Raw genomic sequence first — 20,931 nt, 5'->3', positions numbered from 1 at the left:
CATAACCGATCAAATTTCAGCTATTACTGCTACAAAAAAAAGATGCCGCAACAGATTCGGCATCCTCTTTTCACTATTCTTCTGTACGATTTCTACCTCTTCTTCGAGCAAAGAATAAAAAGGCAAAGAAGGCGAGTAAAACGGATAACAATGTTGCTCCATAAACAAAGTTAAACCCTTGCTTTTCAGTAAGAACATAAATTTCAGCTTCTTCTCGATCTAGGACGAGATGATATTCATTTTGATCATTGCTTCTTACTAACCCACCAGCTAATAATCCACGTAACTCTTTATCATTCTCTAACTCTTCACCTGTTAATACTAAATCTTTTGTACCACTTGTATTATTGATGGCTACAACTGAAGTTTCTTCCTTAAATTGTCTCTTGAAAACTGTAAAACCTTCACTTTCATGCAAAAGAGTAAAATCTCCTTGTGCAATAGAAGGTAATTTTTCTCTTGCTGTTGTCAGCTGTCCGATGAACTCAATTAACTCAGGATCCGTACGAAAATCCATTTGTCTGCGGTTATCAGGTGTTTCATTCCCAATTAACGCAATTTCACTACCGTAATATAACATTGGAATCCCAGGGGTTGTAAACAAATACGTTAACGCTGTTCTCCACCTTGGTCCTGGATGTTCATTTAATGCGATTGGCTGATTTGTAAAGCGAATCATATCTTGACTATCAATTAGTCTTGTAACCATATTTGGTGCTTCATATGTATCAATGTTGCTATCAATGTCACTAATAGTATCTGTCATTGACAAATCCGGTTTTACAAATGCTTCCCTTATATTAGTTGTTGAAGCATAATCTGTTAAGCTATCTATTCCTGTCTTTTCATATTTGGCGATTTCTTGTCGGTCTGTTGACCATACTTCACCTAAAATAAAAAACTCGTTATCTGTTTCTTTTACACTTTCTACAAAATTTTCAAGAAATACTGGATCCATTAACTGAATGCCTTCTAAACGATAACCATCTACACCTGTTTCTGTTATCCACCATTTAGCCGCGTCGATAATATATTTTGCTGCTTCTTCGTTCTTATAATTAATTTGTGGCAAACCAGCTAACCAATCTTTTGTCAACATATCTGGTGTTGAGATCTCATCAGATTCCTTCAACCAATCTGATTTAGTAGGGTCGCCTACCCATGGGTGAGTAGCTGACACATAATTAAGTGGAAAATCAATGATAACATTGATGTCTCTTTTGTGTGCTTCTTCTACTAATCGTTTAAATTCTTCCAGTGTTCCGAAATGTTCTTCTGTTTCATAAAAGTCTTCAACCCAATAGCCGTGATATCCTTTATCGGTGTTTGCAAATATCGGGCTCAAAGCAATCGTTGTCATACCTAAATCTTCAATATGATCAAGTCTTTCAATAATACCAACAAAATCACCACCATGAAACGCCTCAAGGTCCTTCACATCCACATGGTAATCATTCTTACTATCTACATTGCTAAAGCGATCAATCATAACATAATAAATAAGTTCATCCTGTAAGCTTCGTTTTTCTTCTGCTAATACACTTGGCACCATTGACACAAGTAATAGCGGAATTAAGATGAGAGTGATGACCTTTTTCATCTTTCTCCTCCTTAATGATAGTTTGTCTCTATTTTACATAAACGTTAACCCTTATAGATTAGCGGTTTGTTGTTACTTCGTCAAACAGAAGTGAACAAAATATTTAAAATCGTAACATTTCTTTTGTATAATACTAATAAATGGCAGTTGAAACCCCTATTTATATCGTAGACAAAAGAGGTGCCCCATTAAAAGGAACACCTCTTTTTTTAATCAATAATATTAATATTATAATCTTTAAACCAATAATGAATTTGTGCTAGATGAGCGAGAAGCTGCGGTCCAGTCATTAATTGCCCAAACCATGGCACTTGAAAAGCAGAGCCTTCAGTAGCCACGATTTCTCGTAAATTCTTTTCATCGAATAATTCAAAAAGAACAGAGGATGAATCTTCTAACACTTCATTCAACATTTTTGTCACGATGCTAATATATGCAGGGTTATGGGTTTTCGGATAAGGACTTTTTTTACGGTATAGTACCTCGTTTGGCAATACACCTTCCAACGCCTTCCTTAAAATTCCTTTTTCTCGATTGCCATGCATTTTCATATCCCATGGGATATTCCATACATATTCGACTAAGCGATGATCTGCGAATGGAACCCGTACTTCTAAACTAGCTCCCATACTCATTCTATCTTTACGATCTAATAATGTTGTCATAAAGCTGAGCATGTTTATATAGAATAATTGTCGTCTTCTTGCTTCTTCTGATGTTTCTCCTTCTAAAAGTGGGGTTTCAGCAATCGCTTGATTAAATTTATCCATACTATAATCTTTTAAGTTTAATTTCTTTCTCCAATCTTCTTTCAGGAGGCGCTGTCTTTCATCGATTGATCGCATCCAAGGGAAGCCAGTTCGACTAAGATCATCCGAACGATGAAACCATGGATAGCCTCCAAAAATCTCATCCGCACATTCACCTGACAAACTAACCACATGCTCTTTTTTAATTTCACGACAAAACCAAAGCAGAGAAGAATCGATATCTGCCATACCCGGTAAATCTCTTACATGAACCGCTTCAACTAAATGAGCGGCAAGCTCCTCCTGTGAGATAATGCAATTCTGATGAATGGTATGGAAAGTGTCTGACATTTTCTTAATATAAAAGCCATCAGCATTTGGTTGAAAATCGTTGGCCTTAAAGAATTGATCATTGCCTTCGTAATCAATACTATAAGTTTTTAATGGTGGTTTGCCTTCTTTTTGATATGCAGTGGCTGCAATAGCTGTAATCGCACTTGAATCCAATCCACCAGATAAAAGCGTACATAAAGGAACATCCGATACAAGCTGTCGAGTGACTGCGTCTGTCACTAGATTGCGGACTTTTTCAGCTGTCTCTCCTAAAGAATCTTCATGTTTTTTACTTTCTACATTCCAATATCGCCAAATCTTTAACCCTTGTTGTGAAAGGGTTAGTGCATGTGCTGGTCGTAACTCTTTCACTCCACGAAAAACACCTGACCCTGGCGATCTAGATGGTCCAAGTCCGAATACCTCTGCTAACCCCTCTCTATCTACTTCTGTTTTTACTTCTGGATGTGCTAAGATCGCTTTTATTTCTGAACCGAACAGTAACCCCTTTACTGTCTCTCTATAAAAAAGCGGCTTAACCCCTAATCGATCTCTACCAATAAAAAGTTCTTGACCGTTTTCATCCCAAATCGCAAAGGCGAATATCCCATTTAAATATTGAAGGCAATTTTTTCCCCATTCAATGTAAGAAGTTAGTAGAACCTCTGTATCAGAATGACCCTTAAACGAATATCCTTTTATAAGGAGATCTTTTCTTAAATCTTCTGTATTATAAAGTTCGCCATTGTAACAAATTGTATAGCGATTTTGATTCTTTTCAATTGTCATTGGTTGCTTCCCGCCAACGGGATCAACAACGACTAATCGCTTATGACCAAATCCGGCTGGCCCAGAAGTAAATATATTCGTATCATCAGGACCCCTTTTAGATAAAGTATTCGTCATTTTTTCTAGTGTCGGACGTTCATTTTGCATATTTGTATTGAAGTCAACCCAGCCCGTGATTCCACACATGGCTTCTTCACCCTTTCTACGAGCATCATAGATGCAGCAATATTTAAGCGGATAAGTAATGATGTCAACGAATGGAATTGCCCGGAACATCATGCATGGATTTATTCTATGCGAACTAAAATAAATGGTTAATTGTCCTAGATAAAGGTTATAAAACAACAGGAGATTGCCAAAAAATAGAGTGAAAGACTTTTACTGGAGGTTTATGATGAAAAGACAACAACGACTCAATTTAATAGATCAACAATCAAGAGCCTATATGGAGGGGAATGTTGAATTTATTAATAATCAGTGGGTATTTTTTGATAAAGAAACAGATGATGCATCTTCATTAGAAGAATACCGGCAACAAGAAATTGAGGTATTTAGACTGAAAAGGTGGCGAAAAGGCGTATTATCACTCAATGGTCAAATCCATTGCGGTAGTGATCTGCTTCATTTAAAGGATCAAGATCAGATAAGAATTAAAAAACATCTCGTTTTCTCATTAGAATCATTATTAGAAGAAGTAAATGACGATGCCTTTGTACAATTCATCACTAGTTTAAACAGTATTGATTTCTCCATTTTTGATTGTATATACTGCTATAATCAGTTGACATTTTTCGGTGATGAAACAAGAAAAAGCGGTGTTAATTTTATGATCTTTGATAATCAAGAGCATATTTGTAGCGTACAGCATCATTTCTTTTATTATGAAAAAGAGACGGATCGTTTCGAATTTACTTTAAATAGCGGAAAAAGAATGGTCATTGAAAAAATATCTTCTTCTGGATAAATATAGGCATCCAAAAAGACTGTAGACACTCTTTTCTACAAACTCGTCTACAGTCTTTTTTCCATTGTTATGATAAGTGTTGCTGCAACCCTTTTTCAAATTCTTGATTACCTAATGGCTTTTGAAAAAAATATCCTTGAGCAAAGTGGCAATCCAGTTTTTTTAACACTTTCATTTGCTCTTCAGTTTCTACACCCTCTGCTAGCACTTTTATCTGCAAACCCTTCCCCATGGTAATGATTGCCTTCACAATCGCAGCGTCAGATGTATTCATACGTAAATTATGTATAAAAGAACGATCAATCTTTAATGTATCAATTGGAAAATCCCTCAAATAACTTAATGAGGAATAGCCTGTACCGAAATCATCAATTGATACTCGAATGCCCATTCTTTGCAACTCTGTCATAACTGCAATACTATGTTTTTTATTTTTTAGCATCGTACTTTCTGTTAATTCTAGAATTAAATACCTTGGTGGAAGGCCCGATTGTAGCAGGGCATCTTTAACAACCTCAACAAAATGCTTTTGTTGAAATTGGCGTGCAGCAACATTAACCGATATTTGTAAATGTGTAAAACCTTGATCATGCCATAATTTATTCTGCTTGCATGCTTCATTTAATACCCATTGGCCAATATCGTTAATGAGTCCTGTTTCCTCTGCTAGAGGGATAAATTGTGCCGGAGAGACATTTCCAATATTGGGATGGTGCCATCTTATTAATGCTTCACTACCAAAAAGCTCCCCACTTTCTAAGCAAACGAGGGGCTGGTAATGAAGTGTGAACTGCTGATTTTTTATCGCTTTTCTTAAATAGCCTTCCATCTCGAATCGTTTTAACACTTCATCATTCATTTCTTCAGAAAAAAAAGTTAACTGATTACCACCTTTCTTTTTTGAAAGATGCATGGCTATGTCAGCATTTTTCATTAGCTGCTCAGAATCCATCCCATCATTTGGGTATAAACTAATGCCGAAACTTGCTGTAACATGAATCTCTTGCTGCTGAATAACAAAGGGACGATCGATAACCTCAAGCAAAGTCTGTGTGAGTCTTATTATTTCTTCTGTCTGTATATTCTCAGGTAATAAGCATAAAAAGCTGTCTCCACCAAAGCTGCCTAAAAAGCTATCTGTTGGTAATGCCTGATTGACCCGATTAGCCAGTTGCTTAATGATCTGATCGCCTATTAAATAACCAACACTTTCGTTAATTATTTTAAAACGATCGATATCAAAAGATAGTAAAGCAAACGATTGCTGATTTTTTTTCGCTCTTTTCATTGACGAGATTAATTGTTCAGTAAATCTATGTTTATTTGGGAGTCCCGTTAAATGATCATAGTACGATAATTCGGTTAATTTATTTTCGATTTTCTTTAGTTCTGTAACATTTTTAGCTATCCCATATATACAACTTACCTTTTCATCTCGAATAACTGGGATGAGTTTAATATCAAAAAAGTCTTTCTTACCAAGTTTCCCAATGATATCTGCTTGTAATTTCTGTGTTTCCCCCATTTTTGCACGGTCAAAAAAAGCTGTGATAACCGGAAGCTGGCGATGATCAAATAAACGAGTAAATGGCAGACCAATCAGTTCCTTTGCTGGATAGCCTGAATTTTCCTCAAAAGCTGAATTGACACTTGTAAATCGACCCTCAACATCAATAGTAAAGATAGATTCTGTGTTATTTTGGAACAAAGCATGATAGCACTGTTTTAAGTTTTGCCACTCTATCATTAGTTGTTTTGTTCGATTACTATCATTGACAGTTAATTGTTGAATAAACGAATCGACCATCATCGGTTCCTCCTTTGTTACTTAAATAAACGATGGCACCTGGTTTTACAAGCTACATATGTACATTTTGTCAATTCCTGATAGTATAGCTGCCATTTCGTGTATCCTCTTTGCAAGAGTAAAGCCACTTTTACATTCGTTAACGTTTGATACTTTAGATTTCATTTCAATTTTTCATGATCCTGACGTTTATTATTTTGACAATAATGAAAAGCTCTTTCCTCTCACACTCTATAATTCTTTTATCGGCTCATTCTCATTTAATTCAATAACCGTCCATCGCTTTTACTTTATAATCAATTTCGTAGAGATTTTTATCTGTACAACGTTAGTCAATCCCTAAATAATGGAACCTGTGCCAATAGTGGCTCCTTCGCTCAAATAAGTGCTAAATACCTAAAACATTAAAACAAATATAGTATGATTAGATTAAAAATACCATAAAAGGCGAGTTAAAGACACGAAAAAAAGAAAGCTGCTAAAACCAGCAGCTTTCACAGATTCTTTTCACCTACATAAAAGGTGTAAATCCTAATGGCAAACTTAAGCCTAAATATAGAACAAGTAAAAAAGCGACAATTAATTGTACCCATAAGATGGTTGGCTTTTCGCCTTTTTTACTACGAATTAAGATCATTTCCCACATAGCGATGATCCATAAGCCAACAAGTGCTTTTAATACATACATAATATCAATATTAATTGAGAAAAGCATGCCTACGCCTGTGGCAATGATTAATAAGTAAAATAATCTTAGAATCATATGTACCACTTTATCTTTGCCATTTTTCTGCAATGATAAGGCAACAAAGAATAAAATAAAGGCAACGATCCATGTTGTTAAATGTGCATGTGTCACATTAGAACCCCCTTAAGTTTCTTATTCTCTTACTAAGAGAAATAATTCGTTTACATCATACCATAATCAAATAGATAAAGCCTAAAGATTACTACCATTCTTTACAATAATGATTAATTAATACTCATTATTGTATTAGATAGCTGCCCTACACCTTCAACCGTAATTTCAATATGATCACCAGGCTTTAGAAAGCGTGGTGGTTTAAAGCCATTACCAACGCCAGCAGGTGTACCTGTGGCAATAATATCTCCTGGTTCTAACGTCATCCCTTTTGAAAGGATGTGAATAATCTTCTCGATAGGAAAGATAAATTTTGAAGTGTGAGAATCTTGTCTTACTTCTCCATTGACTTTAGTGGTAATACTCAAATCATTAGGATTTGTTAACTCTTCTTTCCCTACAATCCACGGACCTATCGGACATGATTGATCTAGGCTTTTCCCTAAAAAGTATTGCTTATGTTTAGATTGAATATCTCTTGCTGTTATATCATTAATAATTGTATAACCAAACACATAATCTAACGCTTCGGCTTCTTCTATCCCTTTGCCTTTTTTGCCGATAATAACGCCTACTTCTCCTTCATAATCTAACATTTCTGTTAGTTGTTGATAATGAGGGATTTCCTCATCTGGAGCAGCTACTGTTGTAGGTGATTTCGTAAAGACAATCATTTCTTTAGGAATATCTGCTGCACTTCCCATTTCAATTGCATGTTCTGCATAGTTTTTTCCTACACAGAAAACATTCTTTTTCGGCCTTGGAATTGGTGCTTTTAATTGAACGTCTTCTAAGGCAATCAACTGGGCAGATTCATTTTCATCGCTTATTAATTGCCGTATGAATGTATCGCTCCATTTTTCATGTCCGATGGCATCCACTAATTCTTCTGGCAACGATACCCCTTTGTTTTGTGCAGCCTCCTGCAAAGGTAAAACCATTTTTTCATCTTTCACAAGTACGCCGTAAGCTTGTTTATTATTGTATTCATATGTAATGTACTTCACACTCTTTCACCCCTTTTAAATAAGTATAGCGTAAATTAACTGAAATGTTAGCAAATGATTGTGAATAATAGATGACTCTTACTTTCAGATTCTTTTAAATGTAGACGGCTTTTGCCAATAAGTGAACCATCTCCAACACCATTCAAATGGGCCATATACAAAATATTTCATCCATATCATGCTGAGTACAATTTGACATACGTATAATAAAATCGCAATCATTGTCCCCGTCAGGAGTGATACATTGCCATACAGTCCAAATCCATAGCTATAAAATAAAAATGTAGCCACAATTGACTGGATTAAATAATTCGTCATAGACAAGCGCCCGACTATTTGTAAAGGTTTTGTGATGATACCTATTTTGCTATTAACGAGCGTAAGAATGAGTAGGCTATACCCAATCGCTACGAGTGGGCCACCAAAGATATCTTGTACATATTGCAATGCTAAATTAGGACTAATGAAATATGGTAATAGCTTAATAAGGTACCCAGTAATAAGAAATACAATCATAAGAACAATCGCTGTCATCCGTCTTTGTTCAAGTTTTTCAATAACTTGAAGCTTTCGTAGCCCTGCTCCAATTAAAAACAATGGTAAAATACTAATCATTAAAATGGGCAATGTGGCCAAATTAGTATTCATTAACCAGTCATCTATATTCTGGCGCACGATTTCTAGCCATGTACCTGATTGATATACCTGAACAATGTCACCAACAGATGTCGTCATCATTGCCGAAAGATCTGGTTCTATGAATAACGTAAGAAATAATATCCCAACTAATAGTAGATTAGGAATGATATAAATGAGTAAACCAAGTAAGATTAACAGTTTCCCTGACAGTTCTATGAATAAAATAAGAGCAAACCCTGCGATAGCATAGGTAACTAAAATATCTCCATGCCAAATGAATAAGGCGTGACATAATCCGATGATTAATAAAAATAGAAATCTTCTTGCGAGTAATAATGGACTATGGACACCTTTTAATTCTGCCCTTTCTTTTAAAATCATGACACCGTAGCCAAATAATAAAGAAAATAACGGATAAAAACTTGCTTGAAAAAATACATCAATAATAGGAAAGACCGTACTATCCCCTGCTGTATCCCAATAACTAAATGGATCTATATGCGTATATGGTGAATGGAAAGATAAAAAATTGACTACTAAAATACCGAATAAAGCGAATCCCCTCATCGCATCGATGGAATGGATCCTTCTGTTTTCATTAAGCGACTGCATAAATTCCTCCTAAGAAATTGTTTTTACTGTTTCTAAGTCGTCCTATTACCTCCTCTTCTTCTCCCTAACCTATTCCAATTGCCGGGCTGGTATTTGTCAATTGGTCACCTATTTCTACTACAAACTGGTTAGAGCATAAAAGTATAGCCACCTAAAAAGGAGTTAATCACAACCTATTTCTTCCTTTAATACCAATATTCATCAACACACTACCTTAATATAGCATATTATCTACTATGAATTTAATCATTTTCTCTTACTACTTTTTTGCAGACCAAAAGAAAAAGAGTTTCTTAACGTACATTACCTAACATGAAAAGAAGCATATCTTTGCCTTAAAAGATATGCTCATACTTCTCTTTATTAAAATAAAACAAAAAACATGCGCGCTCGCTTAAAGCAAATTTTCAATTGACATATCTACCATCTTTCCCACTTGTAGCCCAATAATCGTTACGCAAATGAATTTTTTGGATTTTCCCTGAAGCTGTTTTTGGTAGTTCTTTTGTAAATGTTACGCTCGTAATCGCTTTAAAATGTGCCATATTTTCACGAGTAAAAGCAATAATATCTTCTTCGTTCACTGCTTCCATGCCTTCCTTTAAAACAATAAAGGCATGTGGGGTTTCTCCCCATTTCTCATGTGGTACGGCAATAACAGCTGCTTCGAGGATTGCAGGATGTTCATATAATACACCTTCAATTTCAATCGAAGATATATTTTCACCACCTGAAATGATAATATCTTTCTTCCGATCAACAATGTCTATGTTGCCGTATGGATCAACCGTTCCCATATCCCCTGTATGTAGCCAGCCATCACGAATCGTTTCTGCTGTTGCTTTTTCATTTTTCCAGTAACCTTTCATTACCCCATGACTACGCACAACCACTTCACCAATGTCTTTGCCATTATTTGCGACTGTTGCACCATATTCATCCACAACTTTCACTTGAGAACCAATCATTTGATAACCGGCTTTTGCCTTCATTCGATACGTTTCTTTTTCATTTATTTGGATATGAGATCTGATTTGAGATATCGTGCTTAGTGGTGAAGATTCGGTCATCCCATATACTTGGATAAACTTCCAGCCCATCTCAGCCTCCACTTTAGAAACAAACGCTGGTGGTGGGGCAGAACCTGCGATCACTACGCGAATAGCATGCGAGAACTTTGTCTGATGCTGATCATAGTATTGCATTAAACTATTCAATACGGTCGGAGCCATATGTACGATAGATACTTTATATCTTTCAATTGCTTGAAAGATGACTTCGGGTGTCGTTTTACGTAAACATATTTGTTTTGCTCCATTCGCTGTATAATAAAATGGAGAACCCCAGCCGTTAACATGAAACATTGGCAGCACATGAATAAGTGTATCTTGATCACTCACACGCAAATGATGCATCGTACTTAACGCATGTAAGTAGTTATTGCGGTGAGTAAGCATCACACCTTTTGGGTCTCCTGTTGTTCCACTCGTATATAACAAAGAGCATACATCCTCTTCGTCTATTTCTTCTCTAAGAAAGCTTTCTTCAGGAAAAGATGCTAACCAAGTGTCATAACCAATTTCATTTGTTTCATCATTCTTATCATGAACAATAATGGTTTCTACTGTTACTAACTGATCCTTTATTGGTTGTATCAATCTATACAGTTCTTGATCAACGAAAAGTACTTTTGATTCACTATGGTTTAAAATGAAAACGTAATCATTAGGCTGCAGACGAATATTAAGAGGAACCATTATTGCATTTAATTGATATACCCCATAAAACCCTTCAAGCATTTCGACAGTATTTGGCGCTAAATAAGCGACGCGGTCTCCCTTTTGTACACCGATGCTTTTCAGCCCATGTGATAATTGATTTACCCTATTGTTTAATTGATTATATGTAAGTGTGAGTGTATCGCCATAAATGGCCTCTTTATCTCCATATAGCTTTACTGCACGATCTAGAAATTCAGTTAATATTAATGGTACCTTCATAGTAAATCACTCCTCGTAAAAATAATTAAAATTTTCTGATTATAACTATTTTAGCATTTCAACAGTCTTACATCTATATTTTTTACCACTCATCATAAAGTTTCTTCACACTATTACACTAGGCACATAGGATAATGATAAATAGATGATTAGGGCATTCGCCCGTTTTTAAAACTTTAGTGTAAGTAAAGGGTGTTTATATGCCAGCAATTGTTGGAGCTGTTCAAGTGATTTCTATAGGCAGTAGTTCCGTTTTTAACATTGGTGATATTTATAAAGTGATGCCTCTATCTAATGCCAAAACATTTTCTGGCGCAGGTTCGTTTAATACGGGTGATGGGTTGGATGTTGTAAACTACAATAGCACAACCAACACATATGATAACGATAGCGTCGACCAAGGTAATTACTTTAATGCATAACTTTAAGGTGATGAGCGATGAATAACTATTATATTCAACAATCTATTTCAATTCAGTTAATTAAAATCGGCGGCGTCTCAAACTCTTCTGTATTTCAAATTGGCAGTGCAGGTATTATTAAGCCATCTTCCCATTTGTATAATACAGGAGAGTTTACTGAACCTGCACCTGAATATGAAGAAACGCCAATTGCTCAAGGGACGACAGTAGGGACACCTCTCGTTCCCTTAACTGCTCCATCGAAACCATAACAAGATTGGAAAGGCGGCGATTGATGATGAGTCATGATCTTTACACGTATTTTCAACAACTACAAGCATATGTACAAATGCAAGAACAACGGATTCAAAAGCTTGAATCTTCAATGAAAAAAATGAAAGATGAAATGGCACAAAATGATCGCCAGCCTATTCATATCGACAGGATTGAATACAAGTTTGACCAATTAAAAGTGGAGACATTGGAAGGGACATTAAACATCGGCTTAAATCCATCAGATTTGCAGGATATCGATGATTTCTCTGTCGATCAAAAAGAATTACAAACACCTTATTCTCCAAAAAATTTGTTTAAAAGAAATATGGAAATAGAAACAGCATTATTAACATTTATAGAAGGGGAGCTCCCACAAATTGTTGAAGAAGCAGAAGCAAAATTAGCAATGCCAAATGATAGCTCCTATGTAGAATTTATTAAAGAGGATATTAAAAAACAGCTTTCTAGTCGTGTAGAATACTATTTGAAACAGCAGTCTAATCGCAATCTAGACAAAGAAGAAGAGAAAGCAAAAGTGATTGAAGCATTAAAAATGGAAATACGAAATGGTGTCTATGCCTTTCTTAGTCATTTACCGGAGAATATGAAGGAGATGAAAAAAGAATGAATTTCCAAGTGTATAACCGCGAATTATGTGTGGGAGACGTGCGCATTATTGGTGTGTCTAGTTCATCCATTTTTATTGTCGGTGATGCAGAAACCATCCAGCTTGCCTCCACCTTTGATACACCACCTGAATCACTAATTATTGGTCCATTTGTACCACTAACACCGGAGTAATTCTATGTTTAAAAGAACATCTGTTGTAGACCAGATTAAGGTGGACACATTTGGCTTCTCCTCCATTTTTGAAATCGGTGATACATCTTATATCCAAGGATATTCCAGAGCATTGGCACTGCAGCGAGACGCTGAAATCTTTTATGATAGTGAAGGTAGTTACAGCGCTTATCCTCTCTATAGCGAGGAACTTCTTATTCCGAAAATAACAGAAAATATCCAAACTTGCTATATTCAACATAAACCAATTATTAAAGTGAAGAATATAGATATTTTAGGCGTGTCATCAAGCTCTGTCCTTCATATTGGTAATACGAAAGATATTAGTATGGAATCTCGTGTGAAACATTTTAGGCAATTTGTGAAAAACGAAGAATAAAGGGTGTTTATTATGCCGGCAATTATTGGCCCTGTCCAGATAATCAATGTTTCAGGTGGAATTGTTCAATTCGGCGATTCACTTTATATCTCACCAAAAAGTAACTCTAAATCTACTACTGGTTCTGGAACATTGAACACTGGTGGGTTTATTATGACAAACAATGGGCTCAGCGCAAGTAATGTATTAGATGCAAACTTATTGGATCAGCCAACTGTAGGCAACTTATAAGAATATGATAAAAAGAGGGCATCAGCCCTCTTTTTATATTTGCACGAAATAACCGCCATCAAAGAAATAAAGGTACTTTTCTGCGACTTTCCTTTTTGTAATCTGTTCGACCGCTTTCGTATATAGATCAATTTGAACTCGGTATCTGTCAATTAAAATCGGCGCTGCTTCATCTATTCCGCCTCTATAACGATCAGTAATCCGATCTGATTTGTAATCCACAATCACAAGGCCCTTATGATCCTCAAACAAACAGTCAATAATCCCTTGTACTAATACCGTATCTTCTTCCTGGTCCCAATGGGAGTAAACTTCACTAGCTGGCAAAGCAAGGTTAAACGGCACTTCTCTTTGCAAAGTCGTTGCTTTTCTCATACGTTCAGCTAGGTCACTTTCAAGGAAGGCAACAATCAAAGCTGGGTCAATAACCGTAGCTTGTTCAGCTGTTAACAGCTCTTTTTTCACTAAATGTTCTACTTTTTCCATTATATGCTGTTCATTTGCTGTATCATGTAAATCTAAGTGTTGCATCACTGTATGCAAGGCCGTTCCTCTTTCAGCAGGTGTGATGGACTTTTCTTGCATGAATAACGGTCGATTTAAAATGGGCTTCTGAAAACCTTTAACTAATTCTTGTCCACTTTCCTCTTGAGAAAAGATTTCTTTTTGCCTTTTTATTTCAGAGACTGACTGTTTCGATCTTGATTTCATTGCTGATTGATAAGCATATGACCATTCTAGACGATGCTTAATCGTTTCATAATAACGAGATTTTTTATCGATCCTTTCTCCCTGTTGTACTTTTTCTAAAAGATGGTCGGATTCCATTTGATTTTCATCAATATTCGTCTTTGCTTCTTCTTTTGCGACAATTTGAACTTTCCAACTAGATGGATGCTTATGAATTTCTGCTACTACCGGGTTCAAACTAGTATCTAAAGTAGCGCTATCTTGATGTCGGATAATAGCAGGTGCAATCCAATCTAGATAGCTTGTACTTTGAGCACGTGTAAAATCATCAAGTAGCCAGTCTGACTTCCTAGAAACCCTTTGCCAATCCTTCATCTTCTTAGCCATATTTTTCGGCGAAGCAATCAAGAAAAGCTTTTCCTTCGCTCTTGTTAAAGCAACATATAGCACGCGCATTTCCTCAGCAAGCATCTCCATTTTTTTCTTACGTTTGAAGGCAAGCTGTGGTAATGAAGTTAGAGAAATCCGCTTCGTTGCATTCACATATTTATACGCTAAACCCAAATCCTTATCTAGCAAGAAAGACTTCTTCAAATCCATGGTATTAAAATTACGCGCTAGCCCTGGCATAAAGACAAATGGAAACTCTAAACCTTTACTTTTATGAATGGTCATGATACGTACGACGTCTTCCTGTTCTCCTAAGGCACGAGCAGCCCCTAAATCGTCTCCTCTGTCTCTCATTCTTTCAATAAAGCGCAAAAATCTAAACAATCCTCTAAATGATGTAGCTTCATATTGTCTTGCCCGATCATATAAGGCGCGCAAATTAGCTTGGCGTTGCTTTCCACCAGGCATGCCTCCTGCAAAATCGTAAAATCGAGTTTCTCGATATAATTGCCAAATCAAATCAGATAAAGACCCTTGTCTGGCTTTTTGCCGCCAATTTTCTAACTGTAATAGAAACGCCTTTAGCTTGTCAGCAATGTCAACTTTATCTCCTGTTTGAACTTCAGAACAAAATTGTTGAACCGCTTCATAAAAAGCACCATTTTGATGCGGAACTCTAATGGTCGCTAATTGATTCTCTGTTAGACCAACAATTGGTGAACGCAATACAGCGGCTAATGGAATATCTTGATAGGGATTATCTATCACTTTTAAGAGTGACATCATAATGGAAACTTCCGTAGCATCAAAATAACCTTGTGAAAGATCAGCATAAACAGGAATCCCTTGCTGTTTTAATTCCTCTATCATTTGTGGAGCCCATGTCATTGAACGCAATAAAATCACAACATCTCGATACTTCATCGGTTGCTCTTGCTTAAGCTTTGCATTGTACACTTGTTTATGGCTAGCCATTAATTCTTTAATTTTCTTCGCAATTAGTCTTGCTTCTAACTGTGATTGCGCAAGCTCTTCTTCCTCGAACGAATCAGGTTGGTCCGAATTTTCTTCATCTTCAAGATCAATCATCGTTAACTCAATCGGATGCTTCACTTCTTCTGGATAAGCAGCTCCAGGAACAAGTTCAGCTGCTTCATCATAAACAATCTCCCCTACATTCTCTCCCATAATTTGTTTAAAGATAAAATTCGTTCCGTGTAGGACTTCTTTTCTACTGCGAAAATTTCTCGCCAAATCAATGCGTAAGCCTGTCGCTTCACCGTCAGTCGTGAAACGATTATATTTGTTTAAAAATAAGTTCGGTTCTGCTAAACGGAAACGATAAATCGATTGTTTTACATCTCCAACCATAAAGAGGTTTCCGTCTAACTCATTATCATTCGTGACTAGTTGAAGAATTGCCTCTTGTACCATATTCGTATCTTGGTATTCATCGACTAGCACTTCTTTAAATTGTTTTTTATAAGCAAGGGCAGCATCAGTAGGCATGAATTGATCAGATTGATCAACAACGCCCAGAATATCCAAACAATAATGCTCTAAATCAGCGAAGTCTACTAATCCTTTTTCTGTTTTAACTGCTGCAAACCGCTCTGCAAATGCTCTTACTAATTGTGCTAATCCTGCAATATGTGGCTTCATTTCTAACATATCTCTTAAAAAAGACTCGGCTTTCCGGCTGAAAAGCTCTTCTTTCAGTTTCTTTAAGACATCTTTCGCTTGATCTCGCACTTTCTTCGACTCTTCTATGAGTTCTGGCTCAAACTCTTCCCCTTTACAAGCCTTTAAAGTTTTAAATTTATAAGACTGCATGGCCTCATACAATGTCTCCCAGGAATGCTCCGCCGCTTGAATTAAGATATCGACTAGTTGGATATCTGCGATAAAGTTGTCCGCTCTTGGCGCTGGTCCCCCAGGTTGCTTTGTTAACTCAAGTCCGTGGGCTAATAGACTTCTCACTCCTTGTAATTGCAGGCGAACATCCGAGAGGAGATAACCGACAAATGGAATATCTTCCATATTTGCAGTAGGAGTCACATTGTACATTTCAATCATCTTGTCCAAATAATCATCCATTGACGGATTTGCTCGAGCAAAATCATAAATTTGTCTAATCATATCTTGGAGTGCCACATCACTGCGATCGTTTGTGAATGTATCCACTAAGTGATAAAATGCTTCGTTATCTTCTTTACCATATGCATCTTCAAATAAATCATCTAAAACTTCATCTCTTAATAATTGAGCTTCTGTCTCATCTGCAATTCTAAATCCTGGGTCTATATTGATTAAATAATAATATTTCTTTATTACCTCTAAACAGAAAGAATGCAACGTTGAGATGGATGCTTTATTGAGCAAAGTTAATTGTTTACGTAAATGATAGGAATGTGGATCAGCTTGAATGGCCTTCTCTAGCGCTTCTCCAATTCTATGACGCATTTCCGCTGCTGAAGCATTCGTAAATGTGACAACTAGGAGTTCATCGACATTCATCGGATTGTCAGTGTTTAATATTTTTGTAATGATTCTTTCAACTAGTACAGCGGTTTTCCCCGATCCTGCTGCTGCGGCTACGAGAATATCTTGATTTGTCGCATGGATTGCTTTCCATTGATCGTCTGTCCAAGTAAGACCCTCTGGTTTTGTTGGAATGATAGATTTAGACATCCTGTTCTGCCTCCTCTCTTATTCGTGATAACACTTCATCTCTCGGTTTTTCATCTAATAATCTAAATGTATTCGTTTCTAATGACTCATCGAATTGACAGATCGATTTAAAAGAACAAAATGTACAAGGCGTCCGTTCTTTCAGTTTATATGGTGCAATCTCCACTTGACCACCCGTCATTTGGTTACCAGTTTTAATATATTTATTTCTGACGAATTGTCGCAAATAATTAAATTCCGCTTTATCAGCAACCTTGGATCGCTTTGATAGAGAACCATCTTTATTAAAGCCAGCAGAAATAATAGGCGAATCGCCTGTTGTTAAAGACTTGTCCATTAAACGGACAACATTTTCTTCTCCTAATAATAATCCCTTCATCTTGAACTTTTTCAAGATTTCTTTTTCTATCTCGTCTAGACCAAGCATTTTACCTGAGTTAATCATTGGATTATGAACATGAAAATACAGTACACCCGCTGGATCAGCTTTCATACCGATGAGTTCCTCTGAATGGGCAATGACAATATCCAAATAGGTTAACATTTGTAACGATAATCCGTAATATACCTCGTTAATATTCACATCTTTCTCACTTGACTTATAATCAATAATGCGTAAATAAGATCCTGCCTTTTCATCTTTCGCTTGATCAACACGGTCAATGCGCCCAACCAGTTCCATCTGACTTCCATTTTTCAATGGGAAAGATAAAGAAGGCCAATCGCCAGAAGGTCCAAAGCTCATCTCTAAACCGACAGGTGTGAATCCACTTGCTTTTGCGTGTTCTCCCATAATAAAGGAAGCACGGCTAATGATTTGCTCCAGTTTTCGCTTAATATAGAAGTATCGATTCGAGCTAAGGAGGATTTCATGCTGTAATTTAGGTGCAAGTAGTTCAACTGCTTCTTTTGCAAGTATTTCGCATTGTTCCCTTGTCATATCTGACCATTGCAAGTTCTTATGCATAACCGTTTCGGTTATATATTTCAGAGCGGCATGAAATAATTCACCAATATCAGGTGCCTCTAATCGAAAGACTTGCCGTTCTCTCAAACGCAAACCATATTGGGCATAATGTGAGAACGGACAGCTATGAAAGAGTTCCATTCTTGATACACTTGCACGAATCGTTTCACCATATAATGCTTTACTAATCTCTTCATCTAGTGGTTCTGTCTTATTTTCATAATATAAACTTGCTAAAACCTTATTTGTGACCTCTTGCCAGCCCGGTTTTTGTAAATAAATATTATACGTATCCCACCACATGTCATAAATGGCATAATTGCGTTTCTGTAATTGTAATTGTGATGTTAAAAACGTTAATGCTGTATTGATATGACTAATATAGTCTATTTGTCCTTCTTCATTTAGTTCTGCTGGATCTGACATCAAATACTCTTCTTTTACTTGTACAAATTGATCTTGTATTCTTTTTATAAATGGAGAGGGAATGAGTGCCTTCCCTTCTTCGTTTGCCATTGGATAGCTAACAAATAAATAATCTGACGGTGTAACAAATGCCTTATACGCCAAAAACTCTTCATCTAACAATCTCGTTTTCGTTAAAGGGGCTACTTTCATTCCTAGTGACAATAACTGCTCGCGATCATCATCTGCTAATACCCCTTCTTCTTTAAACTTCGCTGGTAGAACTCCTTCATTTAACCCAATAATAAAGGCAGCTTTCATATCAGCCACTCGTGATCTTTCCATATCAGCAGCAATCACTTGATCCATTGCAGGTGGGACAATACTAAATTGTAATGCTTCAATACCTGCATCCAAGATTGTCGCAAAGCGCTCTGTCGTCATCTGCTCACTACCAAGCATTTCTACATATTCATCCAATAGCTCAACCACTGCATTCCATGCTTGGTTATGTTCTCTAGATCTGACAAGCTCTCCTCTTTCTTCCGTCTCTATTTGGAGTTTTTCTATTTTGGCTGGGATATCTGTTTCCTCTAAATATAAATAAAGGGCTTCTGCATATTCCCTGCCAGTTTCCGCTTTTTTCATTCGTCTTGAAAGTCTCAATAGTGGTGCAGCTACCATATCTCTTAATTGATTGACTTCTTCTTCTATGTCTCTTTCTGCATCTGTTTGCCCTGTGTTTGTCATCTCAAGACCACGAATTCTCCGATATGTCCAACGCTCTTTCTTTGTCCATTTACTACCTTGTATACCATAAGATAAAACGTAATTTTCTAAACGGTCCATCTTCTCACGTAATATTGGCGACGAGTAGTTAAGTGGGAAAAGCATCTCAGTTTTTATCGTACGGAAAACAGGTTCATATCGCCAATTACTCATTAACACATCTAAACTGGAGCGAATAAATTCAACAACAGGATGATGTAACATCGACTTCTTTCTATCAATAAATAAAGGAATCTCATAATCATTAAACACGGTTGTAATTAAATCATGATATTCATGACCGTTTCTCATAAGTATGGCTATATCCTTATACCTTAAGCCTTCATCACGAACAAGGGTACGAATCTTCCGAGCAATCCCCTCAATTTCTGCTCTGCGATTCATTGCATGGGCAATCACAACCGGTGCCTCTCCACTAAATGGGACAGTTGGACGCACTTCAAAATTCAATTCTAAATGTCTCAATGATTCATGTCTGTTTGGCGGAACTTGAGAAAGTAACTCATATTCGACTTGATGTTTTTGTTGCTTAGCTATCTCCCGAATTGTTTGATACGTCTCACCTGTTTGCCTAAATAAATGGAGGGCATTTGGTGTTTCGTGATCAAACGGCTGATCTAGCGTGAGGGCAATTGTTATATTTGGACAATGACGGATAAGTGCTTCAATCACGCGGTATTCCTGTGGTGTAAAACTATGAAAACCGTCAATATAAACTGTTGCCTCTTGCAAATAAGCCGATTCATTTGCTTTTTCAGCAAGTAATTGTAAATAGTCTTCCGAATCTAGATATTTATCAACTATACCTGCTTCAAACTTCGAATAAATCAATTCTAAATCATGCAGTTTCTCTGCTAACACTTTCTTCTCATTGTCATCGTGTTGTAATTGCGTTATTCGCATTTCTATTTCAGTAGGGTTCACGCAATAGCGTTTAAACTCAGTTAACATTCTTTCCATCTGTTGTATAAACCCATTTTTATCAGCTGCATTTTGAAAAATTTTCAGCTCATCCTTTTGTTCCTCAATAATCTTGCGGATGAGCATGTTTGTACCAATACTGCTTAAATGATAACGGCTAATTCCACCGGTCTCTTGCAGTACTCGCCATGCCAATCTCGTGATAGAAAAAACTTGTGTTCTAATCATTCCTCCCAAACCTTTAGAACTAGCTAATTTATATTCAGATTGAAACGTCATCTGTTCTGGAACAATATAAATAATTGGTGAGCCTTCAGGATTGTCTTGCATAAGTTGCTTAATCTCACCGATCATCTTCTCGGTTTTTCCCGTCTGAGACCGACCAATTAACATCTTTACTGTCATGTATTTTCACCTTCACTTTCAATGTGAATCGACCTATAGAATCTTTGTTCCTATTTTAGCACATCTCTCACATTTTTCTTCTTTTTGTGTTTAAAGTAAATACAGGGAATTCTACTTAATGCTTAATAGATGCTGTCTCGTAAATCCATTTTAGCGCTATAATATTTTTCTGTTCTCATTCAAAAAAAAAGCCCAGCAAATATGCTGGGTCTTCCTAACCTAT

The 20,931-nt window shown here is 36.5% G+C and carries 16 protein-coding genes; 7 read left to right on the top strand and 9 right to left on the bottom strand.

Features of this window, described 5'->3' with window-relative positions:
* Nucleotides 1-73: 73 nt before the first annotated feature.
* Complete coding sequence (locus H9655_RS13490; protein ID WP_191814833.1) at nucleotides 74-1,600, bottom strand: alpha-amylase family glycosyl hydrolase; 1,527 nt, start codon at nucleotides 1,598-1,600, stop codon at nucleotides 74-76.
* A gap of 209 nt (nucleotides 1,601-1,809) precedes the next feature.
* Entirely contained in the window at nucleotides 1,810-3,657 is a 1,848-nt protein-coding gene (asnB, locus tag H9655_RS13485; protein ID WP_191815050.1) for an asparagine synthase (glutamine-hydrolyzing), read from the bottom strand.
* 208 nt (nucleotides 3,658-3,865) lie between these two features.
* Here asnB and H9655_RS13480 point away from each other — a divergent pair, with 208 nt between their 5' ends.
* On the top strand, nucleotides 3,866-4,435 hold the full coding sequence (locus H9655_RS13480) for a DUF2777 domain-containing protein (RefSeq protein WP_191814831.1): 570 nt from the start codon (nucleotides 3,866-3,868) through the stop codon (nucleotides 4,433-4,435).
* Nucleotides 4,436-4,502: 67 nt separating this feature from the next.
* Here the strand turns inward: H9655_RS13480 and H9655_RS13475 are convergent, their stop codons facing one another.
* From H9655_RS13475 to H9655_RS13455, 5 genes are all read right to left on the bottom strand, one after another.
* A complete protein-coding gene (locus tag H9655_RS13475; RefSeq protein ID WP_191814829.1) occupies nucleotides 4,503-6,242 on the bottom strand; it encodes a putative bifunctional diguanylate cyclase/phosphodiesterase in 1,740 nt (579 codons plus the stop codon).
* A 511-nt stretch (nucleotides 6,243-6,753) separates the two neighbouring features.
* Complete coding sequence (locus tag H9655_RS13470; protein WP_191814826.1) at nucleotides 6,754-7,101, bottom strand: YisL family protein; 348 nt, start codon at nucleotides 7,099-7,101, stop codon at nucleotides 6,754-6,756.
* A gap of 113 nt (nucleotides 7,102-7,214) precedes the next feature.
* Nucleotides 7,215-8,111 carry a fumarylacetoacetate hydrolase family protein gene (locus tag H9655_RS13465; RefSeq protein ID WP_318245486.1) on the bottom strand — a complete coding sequence of 299 codons (897 nt, stop codon included), beginning with the start codon at nucleotides 8,109-8,111 and terminating at the stop codon, nucleotides 7,215-7,217.
* Nucleotides 8,112-8,195: 84 nt separating this feature from the next.
* The gene (locus tag H9655_RS13460; RefSeq protein ID WP_191814824.1) at nucleotides 8,196-9,362 is read right to left on the bottom strand and encodes a DUF418 domain-containing protein; all 1,167 of its coding nucleotides are present in this window, start codon (nucleotides 9,360-9,362) and stop codon (nucleotides 8,196-8,198) included.
* 407 nt (nucleotides 9,363-9,769) lie between these two features.
* On the bottom strand, nucleotides 9,770-11,362 hold the full coding sequence (locus H9655_RS13455) for a long-chain-fatty-acid--CoA ligase (RefSeq protein WP_191814822.1): 1,593 nt from the start codon (nucleotides 11,360-11,362) through the stop codon (nucleotides 9,770-9,772).
* A gap of 200 nt (nucleotides 11,363-11,562) precedes the next feature.
* Here H9655_RS13455 and H9655_RS13450 point away from each other — a divergent pair, with 200 nt between their 5' ends.
* The 6 genes from H9655_RS13450 to H9655_RS13425 are packed head-to-tail and all read left to right on the top strand — an operon-like array spanning nucleotide 11,563 to nucleotide 13,450.
* Nucleotides 11,563-11,784, top strand: coding sequence for a spore germination protein (locus tag H9655_RS13450; RefSeq protein ID WP_095369849.1), 222 nt, complete (start codon nucleotides 11,563-11,565; stop codon nucleotides 11,782-11,784).
* 17 nt (nucleotides 11,785-11,801) lie between these two features.
* A complete protein-coding gene (locus H9655_RS13445) occupies nucleotides 11,802-12,035 on the top strand; it encodes a spore germination protein GerPB (RefSeq protein WP_191814820.1) in 234 nt (77 codons plus the stop codon).
* Nucleotides 12,036-12,061: 26 nt separating this feature from the next.
* Nucleotides 12,062-12,667, top strand: a complete 606-nt coding sequence (gene gerPC / locus H9655_RS13440) for a spore germination protein GerPC (RefSeq protein ID WP_191815046.1) — start codon at nucleotides 12,062-12,064, stop codon at nucleotides 12,665-12,667.
* On the top strand, nucleotides 12,664-12,840 hold the full coding sequence (locus H9655_RS13435; RefSeq protein ID WP_191814817.1) for a spore gernimation protein GerPD: 177 nt from the start codon (nucleotides 12,664-12,666) through the stop codon (nucleotides 12,838-12,840). The genes gerPC and H9655_RS13435 overlap by 4 nt, the downstream gene beginning before the upstream one ends.
* A gap of 4 nt (nucleotides 12,841-12,844) precedes the next feature.
* On the top strand, nucleotides 12,845-13,219 hold the full coding sequence (locus tag H9655_RS13430; RefSeq protein WP_191814815.1) for a spore germination protein GerPE: 375 nt from the start codon (nucleotides 12,845-12,847) through the stop codon (nucleotides 13,217-13,219).
* Between the two features lie 12 nt (nucleotides 13,220-13,231).
* Entirely contained in the window at nucleotides 13,232-13,450 is a 219-nt protein-coding gene (locus H9655_RS13425) for a spore germination protein (RefSeq protein ID WP_095369854.1), read from the top strand.
* 33 nt (nucleotides 13,451-13,483) lie between these two features.
* Here the strand turns inward: H9655_RS13425 and addA are convergent, their stop codons facing one another.
* Together addA and addB are read right to left on the bottom strand one after the other, a co-directional pair.
* Nucleotides 13,484-17,221 (bottom strand): helicase-exonuclease AddAB subunit AddA, encoded by a 3,738-nt coding sequence (gene addA / locus H9655_RS13420; protein WP_191814813.1) that lies wholly within the window; start codon nucleotides 17,219-17,221, stop codon nucleotides 13,484-13,486.
* Nucleotides 17,214-20,708: a helicase-exonuclease AddAB subunit AddB gene (gene addB, locus H9655_RS13415; protein WP_191814811.1), complete on the bottom strand. Its 3,495-nt coding sequence runs from the start codon at nucleotides 20,706-20,708 to the stop codon at nucleotides 17,214-17,216. Before addB ends, addA begins: the two co-directional genes overlap by 8 nt.
* Nucleotides 20,709-20,931 lie beyond the last annotated feature (223 nt).

It is taken from the genome of Cytobacillus stercorigallinarum, from assembly GCF_014836495.1.
GTDB classification, from domain to species: domain Bacteria; phylum Bacillota; class Bacilli; order Bacillales; family Cytobacillaceae; genus Cytobacillus; species Cytobacillus stercorigallinarum.
Note: the sequence above shows the minus strand (reverse complement) of the source record. Positions and strands in the feature narration are given on the sequence as shown.